13 protein-coding genes are annotated in these 13,659 nt (G+C 73.3%); 8 read left to right on the top strand and 5 right to left on the bottom strand.

Annotation, left to right across the window (positions count from 1 at the left end; all coding sequences use genetic code 11):
• Nucleotide 1: 1 nt before the first annotated feature.
• The 6 genes from KAK07_RS15865 to KAK07_RS15840 are packed head-to-tail and all read left to right on the top strand — an operon-like array spanning nt 2 to nt 4,788.
• On the top strand, nt 2-865 hold the full coding sequence (locus KAK07_RS15865; RefSeq protein ID WP_210861829.1) for a quinoprotein dehydrogenase-associated SoxYZ-like carrier: 864 nt from the start codon (nt 2-4) through the stop codon (nt 863-865).
• The gene (locus KAK07_RS15860) at nt 862-1,848 is read left to right on the top strand and encodes a YncE family protein (protein WP_210861827.1); all 987 of its coding nucleotides are present in this window, start codon (nt 862-864) and stop codon (nt 1,846-1,848) included. The genes KAK07_RS15865 and KAK07_RS15860 overlap by 4 nt, the downstream gene beginning before the upstream one ends.
• Nucleotides 1,848-2,390 carry an SRPBCC family protein gene (locus KAK07_RS15855; RefSeq protein ID WP_210853704.1) on the top strand — a complete coding sequence of 181 codons (543 nt, stop codon included), beginning with the start codon at nt 1,848-1,850 and terminating at the stop codon, nt 2,388-2,390. Before KAK07_RS15860 ends, KAK07_RS15855 begins: the two co-directional genes overlap by 1 nt.
• Before the next feature lie 10 nt (nt 2,391-2,400).
• Nucleotides 2,401-3,390: an MBL fold metallo-hydrolase gene (locus tag KAK07_RS15850; RefSeq protein WP_210861826.1), complete on the top strand. Its 990-nt coding sequence runs from the start codon at nt 2,401-2,403 to the stop codon at nt 3,388-3,390.
• Between the two features lie 13 nt (nt 3,391-3,403).
• Nucleotides 3,404-4,246: a quinoprotein dehydrogenase-associated SoxYZ-like carrier gene (locus KAK07_RS15845; RefSeq protein WP_210861824.1), complete on the top strand. Its 843-nt coding sequence runs from the start codon at nt 3,404-3,406 to the stop codon at nt 4,244-4,246.
• A complete protein-coding gene (locus KAK07_RS15840) occupies nt 4,243-4,788 on the top strand; it encodes a thioredoxin domain-containing protein (RefSeq protein ID WP_210861822.1) in 546 nt (181 codons plus the stop codon). The genes KAK07_RS15845 and KAK07_RS15840 overlap by 4 nt, the downstream gene beginning before the upstream one ends.
• 25 nt (nt 4,789-4,813) lie before the next feature.
• Here the strand turns inward: KAK07_RS15840 and KAK07_RS15835 are convergent, their stop codons facing one another.
• Nucleotides 4,814-6,937 (bottom strand): diguanylate cyclase domain-containing protein, encoded by a 2,124-nt coding sequence (locus KAK07_RS15835; protein ID WP_210861820.1) that lies wholly within the window; start codon nt 6,935-6,937, stop codon nt 4,814-4,816.
• Nucleotides 6,934-7,731, bottom strand: coding sequence for a substrate-binding periplasmic protein (locus KAK07_RS15830; protein ID WP_210861812.1), 798 nt, complete (start codon nt 7,729-7,731; stop codon nt 6,934-6,936). Before KAK07_RS15830 ends, KAK07_RS15835 begins: the two co-directional genes overlap by 4 nt.
• Before the next feature lie 242 nt (nt 7,732-7,973).
• Here KAK07_RS15830 and KAK07_RS15825 point away from each other — a divergent pair, with 242 nt between their 5' ends.
• Together KAK07_RS15825 and KAK07_RS15820 are read left to right on the top strand one after the other, a co-directional pair.
• On the top strand, nt 7,974-9,113 hold the full coding sequence (locus KAK07_RS15825) for a glycosyl hydrolase (protein WP_210861810.1): 1,140 nt from the start codon (nt 7,974-7,976) through the stop codon (nt 9,111-9,113).
• Nucleotides 9,110-9,367 (top strand): MoaD/ThiS family protein, encoded by a 258-nt coding sequence (locus KAK07_RS15820; protein ID WP_210861808.1) that lies wholly within the window; start codon nt 9,110-9,112, stop codon nt 9,365-9,367. Before KAK07_RS15825 ends, KAK07_RS15820 begins: the two co-directional genes overlap by 4 nt.
• Before the next feature lie 23 nt (nt 9,368-9,390).
• Here KAK07_RS15820 and KAK07_RS15815 read toward each other — a convergent pair whose 3' ends face one another.
• The 3 genes from KAK07_RS15815 to KAK07_RS15805 are packed head-to-tail and all read right to left on the bottom strand — an operon-like array spanning nt 9,391 to nt 13,527.
• The gene (locus KAK07_RS15815) at nt 9,391-10,398 is read right to left on the bottom strand and encodes a phosphotransferase enzyme family protein (RefSeq protein ID WP_210861806.1); all 1,008 of its coding nucleotides are present in this window, start codon (nt 10,396-10,398) and stop codon (nt 9,391-9,393) included.
• The gene (locus tag KAK07_RS15810; RefSeq protein ID WP_210861804.1) at nt 10,388-12,736 is read right to left on the bottom strand and encodes an ATP-binding response regulator; all 2,349 of its coding nucleotides are present in this window, start codon (nt 12,734-12,736) and stop codon (nt 10,388-10,390) included. The genes KAK07_RS15815 and KAK07_RS15810 overlap by 11 nt, the downstream gene beginning before the upstream one ends.
• 17 nt (nt 12,737-12,753) lie before the next feature.
• Complete coding sequence (locus tag KAK07_RS15805) at nt 12,754-13,527, bottom strand: hypothetical protein (RefSeq protein ID WP_210861802.1); 774 nt, start codon at nt 13,525-13,527, stop codon at nt 12,754-12,756.
• Nucleotides 13,528-13,659: the final 132 nt, after the last annotated feature.

The following is a 13,659-nucleotide window of genomic DNA, read 5'->3' as shown; positions in this document are numbered from 1 at the left end:
CATGTCCAGCCGCCCGCCTCCCCTTCACCCGCGACGCCGCAGCGTGCTGGGCTGGTCGGGCCTGGTCGCGCTGCCCTGGGCCGCCTGGGCCGCGCCGCCGGCCGAGGACAGCAACCCCGACGATTCGCCGATCTGGCGCAAGCTGCGCGCGCAGTACTTCGACGACCGCACGCCGGCGCTCGCCTCGCCCGAGGAACTCAGCCTGTCAGCGCCCAAGCGCGCCGGTGATCCGGCCTTCGTGCCGCTGGCCACCCGGCGCACGGTGCCCTCGGCGGGCGCTGCCGCCATCCGACGCCTGTCGCTGATCATCGACCAGAACCCGTCGCCGCTGGCCGCCATCTTCGAGCTGCCCGAGGGCGGCGCCCTGCCCGACCTGGAAACCCGCGTGCGGGTGGACGAATACAGCTTCGTGCGTGCCGTGGCCGAGCGCGCCGATGGCCGGCGCCTGATGGCGCTGCGCTACGTCAAGGCCAGTGGCGGCTGCTCGGCACCGCCGGGCGGCGACGAGGCCGCGCAGCGCGCCTCGCTGGGCCGCATGCTGTTCCGTGCCGAGGGCCCGCGCCCGCCCGCCGGCCAGCCCTGGACGCTGCAGTGGCAGGTGCTGCACCCCAACCACTCGGGCCTGGCGATGGACCAGTACACGCGCCAGTTCACGCCGGCCGAGTACATCCGCTCACTGCGCCTGTGGCAGGGCGATCGGCTGCTGCTGAACGCCGACCTGGACTTCGCCCTCAGCGAGAACCCCAGCCTGCGCCTGCGCTTCGTGCCGCAGGGTGACGCGCCGCTGCGCGCCGAGGTCACCGACACGCGCGCCCGCCGATTCACCGCCGAGGCCGCGCTGTCCACGCTGACGGGCGGCGCATGACACCGCTGCTGGCCGCCCGGGCGCTGGCCGCTGCCGGCCTGGCCCTTGCCGCGGCAGCCACCGCGGCGCCGCTGGCCTGGATCACCAACCAGGGCAGCCATGATGTGTCGGTGGTCGACCTCGCCACCCGCCGGGTGGTGGCCACGGTGCCGGTGGGCCGCTCGCCGGCCGGCGTGGTGGCGGTGCCGGCACGCGGTGAGGTGGTGGTCAGCAACGCCGACGACGACGCCCTCACCGTGCTGGCCATGCAGCCCCCGCGCGAACTCGCCCGCCTGACGGTGGGCCAGGGCGTGGTGGGCGTGGATGCCAGCGCCGACGGCGGCCGCGTCTTTGCCGCCGACTGGTACCGCCAGCGCCTGAAGGTCTTCGACCTGCCCGCGCGCCGCCTGATCGCCGACGTGCCGCTGGGCCGCGCCCCGGCCGGCGTGGCGGCCCTGCCCGACGGCGCCCAGGCCTGGGTGGCCGAGCGCGACGACAACCGCGTGGCCCTGGTCGACGTGGCCCGCGCCGAGGTGATCGCCCGGGTGCCGGTGGGCCAGCACCCGTTTGCGCTGCTGCTGGATACGCCGCGCCAGCGTCTGTACGCGCTGAACGTGCTGAGCGACGACGTCAGCGTCATCGACACCCGCAGCCGCCAGGTGGTGGCCACGCTGAAGGTGGGCAAGGCACCCTACGGCGCGGCGCTGGCCGACAGTGGCCGGCGCCTGTACGTGACCAACCAGCACGACGACACCGTCAGCGTCTTCGACGCCGACCGCCTGACCCCGCTGGCCACGCTGCGCGGCTTTGGCTACCCCGAAGGCATTGCCGCCCACGGCGCGCAGGTGCTGGTCGTCAACTGGATGGACGACGACCTCAGCCTGCTCGATGCCGCGAGCGGCCAGCTGATCAGCCGCGTGCCGCTGGGCCGCAACCCGCGCGGCTTTGGCGCCTTCATCGCCACCCCACCTGATCTTTCCCTCGCCCGCAAGGAGACCCCCTGATGACCCGCTCCCTCCCGCCGACACGCCGCCTGTGGCTGCTCGGCCTGGCCCTGGCCGCCGTGTCCGGCGCCGCCACCGCGCACGGCCCGACGCGCCAGAAGGTGACCGAGACCATCACCATCAACGCCCCCGCGGCCACCGTCTGGGCCCGGATCAAGGACTTCGCCGCGCTGCAGGCCTGGCACCCGGCGGTCGCATCCAGCCCGGCCGACAAGGGCAACGAGGTCGGCTCGGTCCGCCAGCTCACGCTCAAGGGGGGCGGCGCGCTGACCGAGACCCTGGAAGCCTGGGACGATGCCGGCATGAAGTACACCTACCGCGCCAAGGACGGCGGTGCGCTGCCGGTGACCAACTACACGTCCACTTTGCGCGTCACCGAAGACGGGGGCAAGGCCACCGTGGAGTGGCGTGGCGCCTTCTACCGCGGCTATCCCAACAACAACCCGCCCCCGGACCAGAACGACGAAGCCGCGGTGCGCGCCGTCACCGGCGTCTACCAGAGCGGCCTGGCCAACCTGAAGTCCCTGGTCGAGGGCAAGTAGGCCCTGTCGCATGCCCCACCCGGTTCGCCGCCAGCGCCGCCGCCTGCTGCAGTGGGCGGCCTGGTCCTGCCTGCCGCCGCTGGCCGCCTGCGCGGCTGCGCCGGTGACCACACCTGGTCAGGCCCTGGAGGTGGCCCCTGGCGTGTTCATGGTGCCCGGGACCGGCGGCGAGGTCGACCCGGCCAACCGGGGCCGTATCGGCAATGCCGGCTTCATCGTCGGGCCCACGGGCGTGGTGGTCATCGACAGCGGCGTGTCAGCGCGCCACGGCGAGGCCCTGCTGGCCAGCCTGCGCCGCATCACGGCGCTGCCGGTGCGCGCGCTGCTGCTGACCCATGTGCGCCAGGAGTTCGTCTTTGGCGCCACCAGTTTCCAGCACCACGGCGTGCCGGTGTGGATGCACCCGGCCGCCGCCCGTCTGATGGCGGCGCGCTGCGACAACTGCCTCAAGACCCTCAAGCGCGTGCTGGGCGAGGATGAAATGGCCGGCAGCCGCGTGGCCCGACCGGACCGCCTGCTGGCCGACCTGCCCGCCGCCGAGGCCGAACTGGCCGGGCTGATCGGTCGGCGCCTGCGCCTGCTGGTGCACGGCCCGGAGGCCCACAGCAGCGGTCCCGGCGACCTCGCGGTGCTGGACGAGTCCAGTGGCACGCTGTTCGCGGGCGGCCTGATGGACGCACACACCATCCCCGACGTGCAGGACGCCCGCCCCGAGGGCTGGCGCGCCGCGCTGGCCGCGCTGCAGGCGCTGCCGCTGGCCCGCATCGTGCCCGGCCACGGCCCGCTGGCCGCGCCGGACCTGGTGGCCCAGACCCGCCGCTACCTGGACCAGCTCGACGAGCGCATCGCCGTGCTGTTGGCACAGGGCACGCCGCTGTCGGACGTGGCCGAGGCGGCCACGCTGCCCGAGTTCGCCGACTGGGACCAGGCCGACACCATCCACCGGCGCAATGCGTCGATCGTCTTCCTGCGCCAGGAGCGCGCGCTGCTGCTGCGCTGACCGAGGAGCCCTGATGAGCATCGCCCGACGACACGCCCTGCTGGCCCTGGCCGGCCTGCCGCTGGCGGCCACCGCCGCGCCGGGCGGCCTGCCTGCCGTGATCGACCACGACGGCGGCTCGCCCGAGTGGGACCGCCTGCGCGCCAAGCTCTTCGGCGACCGCCCGATCGCCACCGGGGCCGACAGCGCGGTGCAGCTGGTGGTGCCGTTGCGCGCGGCCTACGGTGCCTCGGTGCCGGTGAAGATCGTGCCCCGTCTGGGCGACCAAGCGCCCGGTCGCGCCGTGCGCCGCTACACGCTGCTGGTCGACAAGAACCCGTCGCCGGTGGCCGCCACGCTCAACATCGGCCCGGCCATCGTCCGCGCCGAGTTCGAGACCCGGCTGCGCGTGGACGAGTACGGCCACATGCGCGTCATCGCCGAGCTGGACGACGGCTCGCTGCACCTGTCCTCGCGCTACGTGAAGGTGTCGGGCGGCTGCAGCGCACCGCCCAACCGCGATGCGCCGCAGCTGATCGGCCAGACCCGCTTCAAGCTGCCCGAGGGCCTGAAACCCGCGGGCCAGGCCACGCCGGGCGAGGTCACGGTGATCCATCCCAACGACACCGGTTTCGAGCTCAACCAGGTCACGGTGATGTACATCCCGCCGCACTTCGTGCGCAGCATCCGCGCGCGCTACGACGGCCGATTGCTGTTCGACCTGGACTGCGACTTCTCCATCAGCGAGAACCCCAGCTGGCGCTTCCTGTTCCAGCCGCGCGCCGACGGCGGCGGCCGCCTGGAAGCCGAGGTCGAGGACAGCAAGGAGCAGCGCTTTCGCGGCGCACTGGATCTGGCCACCGGAGCCATTGCATGAACCCGCGGCGCCGCCACTGGCTGCAGGCCGCCTGCCTGGGCGCCCTGCCCTGGACCGCCCCCGCCCGCGCCGCCATCCCGGCGGCCTATGCGCCGATGGTCATCGAGCCCGACAAGCCCCAGGGCGACGGCGGCCCCTGGCTGTTCGACCTGCGCCCCGCCCAGGCCCGCGCGCGCCAGCTGAAGAAGGACATCTACCTGGTCCTGACCGCCACCGACTGCCACTACTGCCACCGCTACGAGGCCTTCCTGGCCGCCAACGCCAAGGCCCTGGTGCCGCACTTCAACGAGCGCTGGATGGTGGCCACGATGACCGCCAGACTCGAGGTGGACGCCAAGCGCCTGCAGCTGCGCACCGACGCCCACCAGGGCCTGTACGCCGACTTCCAGCGCGCCATCGGCGACCAGCGCGCGCGCCTGCTGGTCTACCCCTGCGTGTGGGTGCTGTCGGCCGATGGCAAGCCGCTGATGCAGATGCCCGCCGGCGCCGGCACGTTCGAAACCGTGCCCGAGCAGCTCGAGATCCTGCGACTGGAGGAGTGAACCGGCGCTCTGGCGCCCGAACCGCTCAGGCCGCCGCAGCCACCTCGACCCGGTGGCGGCCCGCCTGCTTGGCCGCATAGAGCGCCTCGTCGGCCGCCCGCATCAGCGCCAGCGGCTCGCCGCCGTTGACCGGTGCAGCGGCCAGGCCCACCGTGAAGCCCACGCACACGCCAGGCAGACCGGCCGCGCCTTCGGCCGACAGGCGCTCCAGCGCCCGCTCGAAGCGCAACCGGGCGTCGGCGGCGCTCATGCCGGGCAGCAGGCACATGAACTCGTCGCCGCCGTAGCGGCTGGCCAGGTCGCTGGTGCGGATGCACTGCTGCAGGGCCTGCGCCACCGCCTGCAGCACGCGGTCGCCCACCTCATGGCCGTGGCTGTCGTTGATGCCCTTGAAGTGGTCCACATCCACCACCGCCAGTGTCAGCGGCTGGCCCGCTCGCACGCAACGCGCCAGCTCGCGCGGCAGGGTCTCGTCGAACAGGCGGCGGTTGGGCAGGCCGGTCAGCGCATCGCGCAGCGCCTGCTCGCGCAGCGATTCGCGCAGCCGCAGGTTGGACAGGCCGAGCTTGACCACCTCACCAAACAGCTCCGAGCGCTGGCGCACCGCATCCGCCTCGGTGGTCTCGCGCGCGTGCACATGCAGCACGCCCAGCAGCTCGCCTTCCACGTACAGCGGTGTGCAGAGCATGACCCCCTGCAGGCCGGGCGGCTGGTGGGCGCAGCGGATGCCCTGATGCCCCAGCAACAGGTGTGGCCCGCCGCGCCGGATCGACCAGCAGGCGCTGCGCTCGTAGCGCTCGGGCAGACAGGACGTCGCGCCCCAGGTGCCGACGACGGCAAGATCCTCGTCGCCGCGGGCGACCGCAAAGCCGCCGTCGCAGCCGGGAAACAGCTGCGCGGCGGCGGTGCCCACCACCTCGTAGGCCTCGGCCTCGGTGCGGGCCGACTGCAGCAGCTCGTTGAGTTCGGTGATCAAGGCCATGTCGGCCTTGTGCCGCTCCAGGTCGCTGACCATGGCGATCAGCCGGGTGTTGGTGGCGCGCAGTTCCTCGTCGCGCCGGCGCCGATCGGTGGCATCGGTCACCATGGCCAGGGTGCCGGCGGCCTGGCCGTCGGCCTCGGCGAACGAACAGGTCGACACCTCGGCCCACAGCGTGCGCCCGTCGGCCCGGCGGAAGCGGATCTCATGGCGCTCGCTGTCCTGGTCCAGCCGGCGCCGCAGCAGCGCCTGCGCCGCGGGGCGGTCCTCGTCGTCCACGAAGTCGAACAGCAATCGCCCGGTCAGCAGCGCCGCCCGGGTGCCCAGCATGCGCGCCATGGCCTCGTTGGCCAGCGTGGTGCGGCCCTGCTCGTCGAGCTGCCACACGCCCTCGCCCGCGGTCTCGACGATGCGCCGGTAGCGCTGCTCGCTGGCCGCCAGCGCGCGGGCCGAGGCTTCCAGGCTGGCGGCGCGCTCATCGGCCTCGCGCTCGAATCGTTCGAAGGCGGTGGCGATCTGGCCGATCTCGTCGCGCCGATGCGCCTCGGCCAGCGGCGTCGGTCCCCCGGCCCGCGGGCCGTGGCCGATGCGCCGGGCGATCGCGGTGAGCGGCCGCGTCAGCGTGACAAACGACAGCGCGCCCAAGGCCAGCGCCACGGTCAGGCTGCGCAGCACGTTCAGGCCCAGGTCGCGCCAGGCACTGTCAAGGAAACGCTGCACCCGCGGCGCCTGGGCCGTCACCACATGCAGCTCGCCCACCCGTTGGCGCGCCGTGCCGTAATCCAGCGGCAGGCTGTAGGCCTGGGTGGGAGCGATGAAGCGCGTCCACCAGGCCTGGCTGGGCGCCGCCTCGGGCCGCTGGCTGCGGCCCTGGGCCAGCACCTCGCCGAAGTCACTGCGCAAGGTGGCCTCCACCACCGGCACATAGGACAGCGCGCCGTTCACCACCACCTGCGCCGCCTGGACATTCAGGTGGTAGCCGGCCTGGGCAGCGGGCTCGCGCATCGCCGCCAGCAGCTGCTGCATCTCGCGCCGCTCGGACTCCACCGACACCTGGTAGTTGTGCTGCACCTGCAGCAGGCTGAAGCCCGCGCCGAACAGCACGCCCAGCAGCGCGGCCAGCAGGGTCTGCCGCAGCGCCAGGCGTCCGATGCCGGACCAGCGTCTCATGGCCGCGTGCCGCCCGCGCTGGCGCTGTGCTGCCATTGCACCAGGGCTTCTTCCAGCAGCCGATGGGCCAGGCCGCTGCGCCTGGCCTCGGCCAGCTTCGCGTCCACGGCGTCCAGCAAGGACACGCAGGGGCTGCGGCGCGAGAAACCATGGTGGATCGTGCCCTCGTTCACCGGCTTGGGCAGCGGCACGATGCGCTGCGCCAGGCCCAGCTGCGACAGCTGCGCCCGGCCGGTGTACAGACCGGTGACCACGTAGTCGATGCGGCCCGCCGCCAGTTTCTGGAAGTTCACCGCCAGGGTGTCGGCGTCTTCCAGCGTCAGCGACTGCTCGGCGAAGCGGTCGAAGGCGTCGCCGAAACGGTCACCGCTGGTGCGCCCGCCGCGCTTGCCCACCAGGTCCTTGGGGCTGTCGAACTTCAGCGGCCGGGCCTGGGCCACGAACACCGCCATCGGGTTCGGGAACGCCGGTGAGCGGGTGAACTGCAGGTAGGCCTCGCGCTCCGGCGTGGGCTTGAGGCTGACGACCAGATCGATCTGGCCGAACTCGGCCGACTTCAGCACCCGCGGCCAGGGCCCCATGTGGCGGGCCTCCCAGGGCACGCCCAGCTCGTCCAGGATCCGGCCCGTCAGCGCGACGCTGGCGCCGACGATGCGCTCGCCGTCGGCCCAGTGGTAGGGCGGGTAGTCGGGGTTGGCCGACAACACCACCCGGGTGCATTCGGCCCCGATGGCACTGCCGGCACCGGCCAGGGCCAGCCACAGCACAGCGGCCCAACGCGCGAATCGCTCCATGGGTGCTCCCGGACAACAAGCAGCAGGAATCAGCCATTCTGCGCCGCCAGGTGCCCACCGGGGAACCCGGAGAAGGGCCTGAGCGATCCGCTTGTTCGGCACTTTGCAGCCACCGGGGCGCCGGACTGGCGAGCCGCTGCGGCCAATGCCACACTGCCGTCGCGCGCCGGCGTGTCGAATCGACGGCGGCCCGATCGTCGTTGTCCTGAGCCGCCATGGGGCGGCCGACCAGGAGTGAGCCCATGACCGTATCCCCCACCCGACTGCTGCTGATGGTGGCCACCCGCAAGGGCGCCTGGCTGTATCACGGCGACCCGCAGCGCCAGACCTGGCGCGTCGACGGCCCCCACTTCCTGGGCCACACGCTCAGCCACCTGCGGCTGGACCCGCGCGACGGCCGCACCCTGCTGGCCGCCGCCCGCACCGGCCACCTTGGGCCCACCATCTTCCGCTCCGCCGACCTGGGCGCCACCTGGCAGGAGGCCAGCCGCCCGCCCGCCTTTGCCGCGCCCACCAACGGCCTGCCCGCACGCAGCGTGGACCACACGTTCTGGCTCACGCCCGGCCACGCCAGCCAGCCCGGCCGCTGGTACGCCGGCACCTCGCCGCAGGGCCTGTTCCGCAGCGACGACGGCGGCGACACCTGGACGCCGCTGTCCTCGATCAACGACAGCCCCAGCTTCCGCGACTGGATGGGCACGGTGCAGGACGGCACGCCCGACGGCCCCAAGCTGCATTCGCTGATCGTCGATCCGCGCGACCCGGCGCACCTGCTGTTCGGCATGTCCGGCGGCGGCGTGCACGAATCCCATGACGAAGGTGAGACCTGGCACACGCTGATCGAGGGCATGGAGGTGGTGGGCGGCTTCGACCCCGGCAACGTGGCCTTCCACGACCCGCACTGCATCCGCCAGTGCCCCACCCAGCCCGACCGCCTCTATCAGCAGAACCACTGCGGCATCTACCGCCTGGACCGGCCCGCCTCCACCTGGCAGCGCATTGGACGCGCCATGCCCGCCGAAGTGGGCGACATCGGCTTTCCGATGGTGGTGCACCCGCACGACGCCGACACTGCCTGGGTCTTCCCGATGGACGGCACCGACGTCTGGCCCCGCACCGCCCCGGCCGGCCGACCGGCGGCCTACGTCACCCACGACGCCGGCGCCAGCTGGCAGCGCCAGGACCAGGGCCTGCCCAGCGAACAGGCCTGGTGGACGATCAAGCGCCAGGCCATGACCGTGGACACCCTGCCGCAGCCAGCGCTGTACCTGGGCACCACCAGCGGGGAGCTGTGGATCGGCCGCGATGGCGGCGCGCAGTGGGAACTGCTGGCCCGTCACCTGCCCGAGATCTACGCCGTGGAGGCGGCGGTGCTGGCATGAAGGTCCTGCTGCCCGGCGCCCTGTACAGCTACACCGGCGCCAACACCGTGGAGGCCCAGGGCGACACGCTGCACGCGCTGTTCGCCGACCTGGACGCGCGCTACCCCGGCCTGCGCTTCCGGGTGGTGGACGAGCAGCGCCAGCTGCGACCGCACATGCGGGTCTTCGTCAATGGCCGCTGCGTGCGCGACCTGGGCCAGGCGCTGCAGCCCGGCGATGACGTGGCGGTGGTGCTGGCGCTCAGTGGCGGCTGAGGAACGGGCGCCGCCGCCGCGCCTCAGCACCCCTCGGCCTGGTCCAGCCAGTCCCGCAGCGCGCGCTGTGAACCGCGCACAAAGCCGGGCCCCCAGGGCAGGTGGTCCAGCGTGGGCCAGTCGTCCAGCATCCAGCCCAGCGTCATGATCAGCCGCGCCGTGATCAGCAGCGACACCTGCCGTGGCAGGTCGGGCGGCGGCGTGGTGGCGGCGGCGTAGCCGTCGAGCAGCGCGTCGTGCAAGGCCGCGTACTGCGGTCGGTGGTCGTGGTTGTCGGCCAGTGGATGGCGCAGGTACTGCAAGGTGGCGGCCAGGTCCATCGCGCGGTGGCCCAGACCACAGTCGGTGAAGTCGATCGCGCCGGCCGCGCCGCGCACGAACAGCAGGTTCCACGGGTGCAGGTCGCCGTGCACCAGACCCCAGGTGCCGGGCGCCTGGCCGAAGCCCTCGATCATCGGGTGCAAGCGGGCCGCCGCCCGGGCCAGCAGCGCGCGGTGCTCAGGCGTCAGGCGGGCCAGGCCGGCCCGCGTGCCATCGGCCCAGGCCGGCAGGTCCAGCGACACCGCCGGACGCGTCAGGCGCACGCGGCCGGCATGCTGCAGTTCGTCGGCCACCCGGTGCAGCGTGCCGGTGAATCGGCCCACCGCCGCCAGTCGCGCCGGGCTCAGCCCCCGGTCATGCTGGCGGCCACCCAGCCAGGTCAGCAGCACCGCCAAACGGCCATCCGGGTGGCGGTGCCAGCGCGCGCCCTCCTGGCTGCGCAGCGGCACTGGCACATGCAGGCCGGCGGCGGCCGATGCCTCCAGAAAGTCCAGCTCGGTCTCGATCGCGGCGGTGTCCTGGTGGCTGGCGGCGTACAGGCGCAGCGCCAGCTCCGGCCCGGTGCTGGGCCGTATGCGCCAGACCTCGCAGTCCAGCCGGGCCACGCAACGCAGCGCCTGGGCGCGCAGGCCATGGCGCTGCAACACAGTCCGGACAAACGCCTGCGGCGCCGCGCCGGTGTTCGGTTCCGGGCCGCGCTCAGGGGCCATGGGCGTGGCCCAGTGGCACCGGCAGCGATTCAAGTGCGGGCGCAGTGGACTGCAGCCACGCCGCCAGCCGCGCCAGCGGCACCGGCTTGGGCAGCCAGGCCAGGTCGGTGGCCGCCAGGCGCTGCATCGTCGGTGCACCCAGGTCGCCGGTCAGGATCAGCGCCGGCAGGGCGGGCAACTGCCAGGCCTGGCGCAGCGCGGCCACCGCGGCCACGCCGTCCTGCACCCCGGGCAGGCGCAGGTCTGACAGCAGCCGGTCCGGCGGCCAGCCCGTGCACGCGGCCTGCAGCGCACGCACGCTGTCGGCGCCGCGCACCTCGCAGCCCCAGGCGGTCAGCAGCGACTCGGTGGCGGCGCGCACCTCAGGGTCGTCTTCCAGCAGCGCCACCTTCAGGCCAGGCGGCAGCACCGGAAGGCCGCTGCCGCCCGCGGCATCAGGCAGCGGCGCAAGCCAGGCGCCCAGCTGCAACTCGACGCAGGTGCCCTGCCCCGGCCGCGATCGCAGGCGCAGCGGCATGTCCAGCAGCGCACCCAGGCGCCGCACGATCGACAGGCCCAGGCCGATGCCGCGCTCGCGCTGGCGCGCCGGGTTGTCGACCTGGAAGAACTCCTCGAAGACCTGGGCCTGGTGCTCGGGCGCGATGCCCACGCCGGTGTCCCAGACCTGCACGCACCAGCCTGCCGCGCCGCCGGGTCCTCGGCGCGCGCGTACGCCCACCAGCACGCCGCCGCGCGCGGTGTAGCGCAGCGCATTGCCCAGCAGGTTGCGCAGCACCGTGGCCAGCAGGTGCGGGTCGCTGTCGACCCAGGCGGGGGCGCGGCTGCTCAGCCGCAGGGCCAGGCGCAGACCCTTGGCCTCGGCCTGGGGCAGCAGCTCCTCGACCAGGCCGGCCAGCAGCGGGCCCAGGTTGACCGCCTCGCGACGCGGCTGCAGCGCGCCGGCGTCCAGGCGCGCCAGGTCCAGCAGCGCATCGAACAGGCCGCCCAGCGACGCGGCGCAGCGCTCGATGCCGGCCAGCATCTCGCGCTGGCGCGGCGTGTCCAGCTGCGGGCGCAGCGCCGCCGCCTGCAGGATCAGCGCATGCACCGGCTGGCGCAGGTCGTGGCTGGCGGCGGCGAGAAAACGGGTCTTGGCCTCGCCGGCTTCACGCAGCGCGCGGTTCAGCACGGCCAGCGCCTGCTCGCGTTGCAGCGCGGCGTCGCGCTGCGCATGGGCCATGTCCAGCTCCAGCCGCACCTGCAGACTGACGCGGCGCGCCATGGCCGCCTGGCGCAGCGACTGCACCTGCGCCTCGTGGGACTGGCGCTGGTGGTGCAGCGCGCGGTGCAGGTCGCCCAGGGCCTCGGCGGCCAACGCAGCCTCGCGGTGCAGTTCCAGCCGGTCCACCGGAAACAGGCTGTCGCGGCCGCCGTGCGCCAGGTGCTGCTCGACGCAGGCCAGTGCGTCGGCGGGCCTCCCCTGCTGACGCCACTGCCGGGCTTGCAGCCAGACCAGTTCGTGCTGCGTTTCGCTGGGCACCTCAGCCGAGGCCTGGGCCTGTTCCAGCAATGCCGCCGCACGCTGTGGCTGGCCGGCGCGATCAAAGACCAGCGCACACAGCGCCAACACCTTGGCGCCGGGCGCGCAGTCCAACAGCGCCTGGGCATGCGTGATCGCCTCGTCATGGCGCCCCACGGCGCTGAGGGTCGACATCAGGTTGGGCCGCACCGCCCCCTTGGCACCCGGCTGCGGGCACAGCGCCCAGGCCTCCTCGCACAGCGGCAGCCCCTCCTCGGGGTTGCCCAGGCTGCAGTGCGCGCCGCCCAGCGACGCCAGCGCGGTGGCCAGCAGCGACGGGATGCCCGCCTCACGCGCCGCGGCCAGGCCCAGGTGAAAGGCGCGCAGGCCCTCGTCCTCGCGCTGCAGGCGCATCAGCACACCGCCCTGGCGCACCCACAACAGGCGGCGCAGCACGGCGGGCGTGTCGGCGCCCAGCGTGGGCATCACCGGTGCCAGCCAGGCCAGCAGTTGCTCGTCGTCGCTGGACTCGCTGAAGGCCATCCAGCAGCGCGCGTCCAGGCAGGCCAGTTGGCCGTCGCGGTCGTCGGCCAGCAGCGCCTGGGCCCGCGCCAGCGTGGTCTTGGCCAGCGCGCGCTCGCCCCGCGTCCAGCGCGAGCGGGCCTCGAACATCGCCAGCCAGCCCTGGGCACGAGCGTCAGCCCGCCAGGCGTCGGCCTGGGTCTGCAGCCAGGGCAGCGCCGCATCGGCGCGCTCGGCAATGCGTTGCCAGGCCTCGCGCAGCAAGGCGTCCAGCGGCGGCAGGGGCTCGGTGGCGGCGGCCATGGTCGCAGCGATCATGGCATGTGGCGGCACCTTCAGGTGCGGCAGTAGCGCACCACGGTGTAGATGGTCGAGGTCTGCTCGATCGTGCCGCGGAAGCAGCGCGAGTTCAGCGCCTGCATCACATCAGCGAACGGCGCCACCGGCCGGTACCAGTCCACCCGCAGGTCATGCGCCGTGGCCTGCGACCAGGCCATGATCGAGCTGACCTGTCCGCCGCGGGCCACCTGACCGCCGGCCAGCAGGTCCAGCGTGACCGGGCCCTGGATGCTGCCGGGCGGGCAGATGTCGAAATCGATCGGCGCGTAACCGCTGCACAGCGTGCGCTGCCAGGTGCTGCCGGGCGGCACGGTGACGTCGTAGTGGCGGTAGTCGGTGGTGGTGATGGCCGACTGCGCCGAGGCCGCATTGCTGGCACTCGCCCAGTTGCGGTGCTGCACGAGGCGCGGCTGCGTGGGCGCGCGCACCACCATCCAGTAGCTCTTGGTCACGCCAATGCCCAGGCCGCCGACCAGGCACTTGACCTGGCGCGTGTTCGGGCCCGAGCCGCCGAGCGGCTCGTTGCTGATGACGCTGCAGCCCGTGGGCGCCTGCGCCAGCACCAGGCCGCTCGGGAAAGGCATGCGCAGCACCACATTGCTGCCGATCACGTTGCCGGTGTTGGTGACCGACAGCGTGTACTCGTCGTGCTGGCCCAGCTGCAGTTCGGTGGGCGCGGTCAGCGTGGGCAGCAGCACGGTGCCGGCCTGGGCGGCGGCGCTGACAGCAACAAGGGAGGCCAGCATCGGTGCGAGCAGGCGGTGGTTCATCGAGGTTCTCCAGCGTGGGTTGACGATCGGGTCCCGCAGGGGACTGGGTCCGATTCTTCGGTTCACCCACCCACCGGGCACCGGACGAAGGGACGGTCCACCCCACCCCTAGCAGCCAGGGGGTCCGCACCG

Origin of the sequence: Ideonella alba, assembly GCF_018069875.1 — a bacterium.
Classification (GTDB): domain Bacteria; phylum Pseudomonadota; class Gammaproteobacteria; order Burkholderiales; family Burkholderiaceae_C; genus Ideonella; species Ideonella alba.
The sequence above is the reverse complement of the archived record's forward strand: the minus strand, read 5'-3'. Positions and strand labels throughout refer to the sequence as shown.

What these genes read in the sequence shown, in the direction of transcription:
- KAK07_RS15865 (WP_210861829.1), top strand. Translation starts at nt 2, where the DNA reads ATGTCCAGCCGCCCGCCTCCCCTTCACCCGCGACGCCGCAGCGTGCTG.
- KAK07_RS15860 (WP_210861827.1), top strand. Translation starts at nt 862, where the DNA reads ATGACACCGCTGCTGGCCGCCCGGGCGCTGGCCGCTGCCGGCCTGGCC.
- KAK07_RS15855 (WP_210853704.1), top strand. Translation starts at nt 1,848, where the DNA reads ATGACCCGCTCCCTCCCGCCGACACGCCGCCTGTGGCTGCTCGGCCTG.
- KAK07_RS15850 (WP_210861826.1), top strand. Translation starts at nt 2,401, where the DNA reads ATGCCCCACCCGGTTCGCCGCCAGCGCCGCCGCCTGCTGCAGTGGGCG.
- KAK07_RS15845 (WP_210861824.1), top strand. Translation starts at nt 3,404, where the DNA reads ATGAGCATCGCCCGACGACACGCCCTGCTGGCCCTGGCCGGCCTGCCG.
- KAK07_RS15840 (WP_210861822.1), top strand. Translation starts at nt 4,243, where the DNA reads ATGAACCCGCGGCGCCGCCACTGGCTGCAGGCCGCCTGCCTGGGCGCC.
- KAK07_RS15835 (WP_210861820.1), bottom strand. Translation starts at nt 6,937, where the DNA reads ATGAGACGCTGGTCCGGCATCGGACGCCTGGCGCTGCGGCAGACCCTG.
- KAK07_RS15830 (WP_210861812.1), bottom strand. Translation starts at nt 7,731, where the DNA reads ATGGAGCGATTCGCGCGTTGGGCCGCTGTGCTGTGGCTGGCCCTGGCC.
- KAK07_RS15825 (WP_210861810.1), top strand. Translation starts at nt 7,974, where the DNA reads ATGACCGTATCCCCCACCCGACTGCTGCTGATGGTGGCCACCCGCAAG.
- KAK07_RS15820 (WP_210861808.1), top strand. Translation starts at nt 9,110, where the DNA reads ATGAAGGTCCTGCTGCCCGGCGCCCTGTACAGCTACACCGGCGCCAAC.
- KAK07_RS15815 (WP_210861806.1), bottom strand. Translation starts at nt 10,398, where the DNA reads ATGGCCCCTGAGCGCGGCCCGGAACCGAACACCGGCGCGGCGCCGCAG.
- KAK07_RS15810 (WP_210861804.1), bottom strand. Translation starts at nt 12,736, where the DNA reads ATGATCGCTGCGACCATGGCCGCCGCCACCGAGCCCCTGCCGCCGCTG.
- KAK07_RS15805 (WP_210861802.1), bottom strand. Translation starts at nt 13,527, where the DNA reads ATGAACCACCGCCTGCTCGCACCGATGCTGGCCTCCCTTGTTGCTGTC.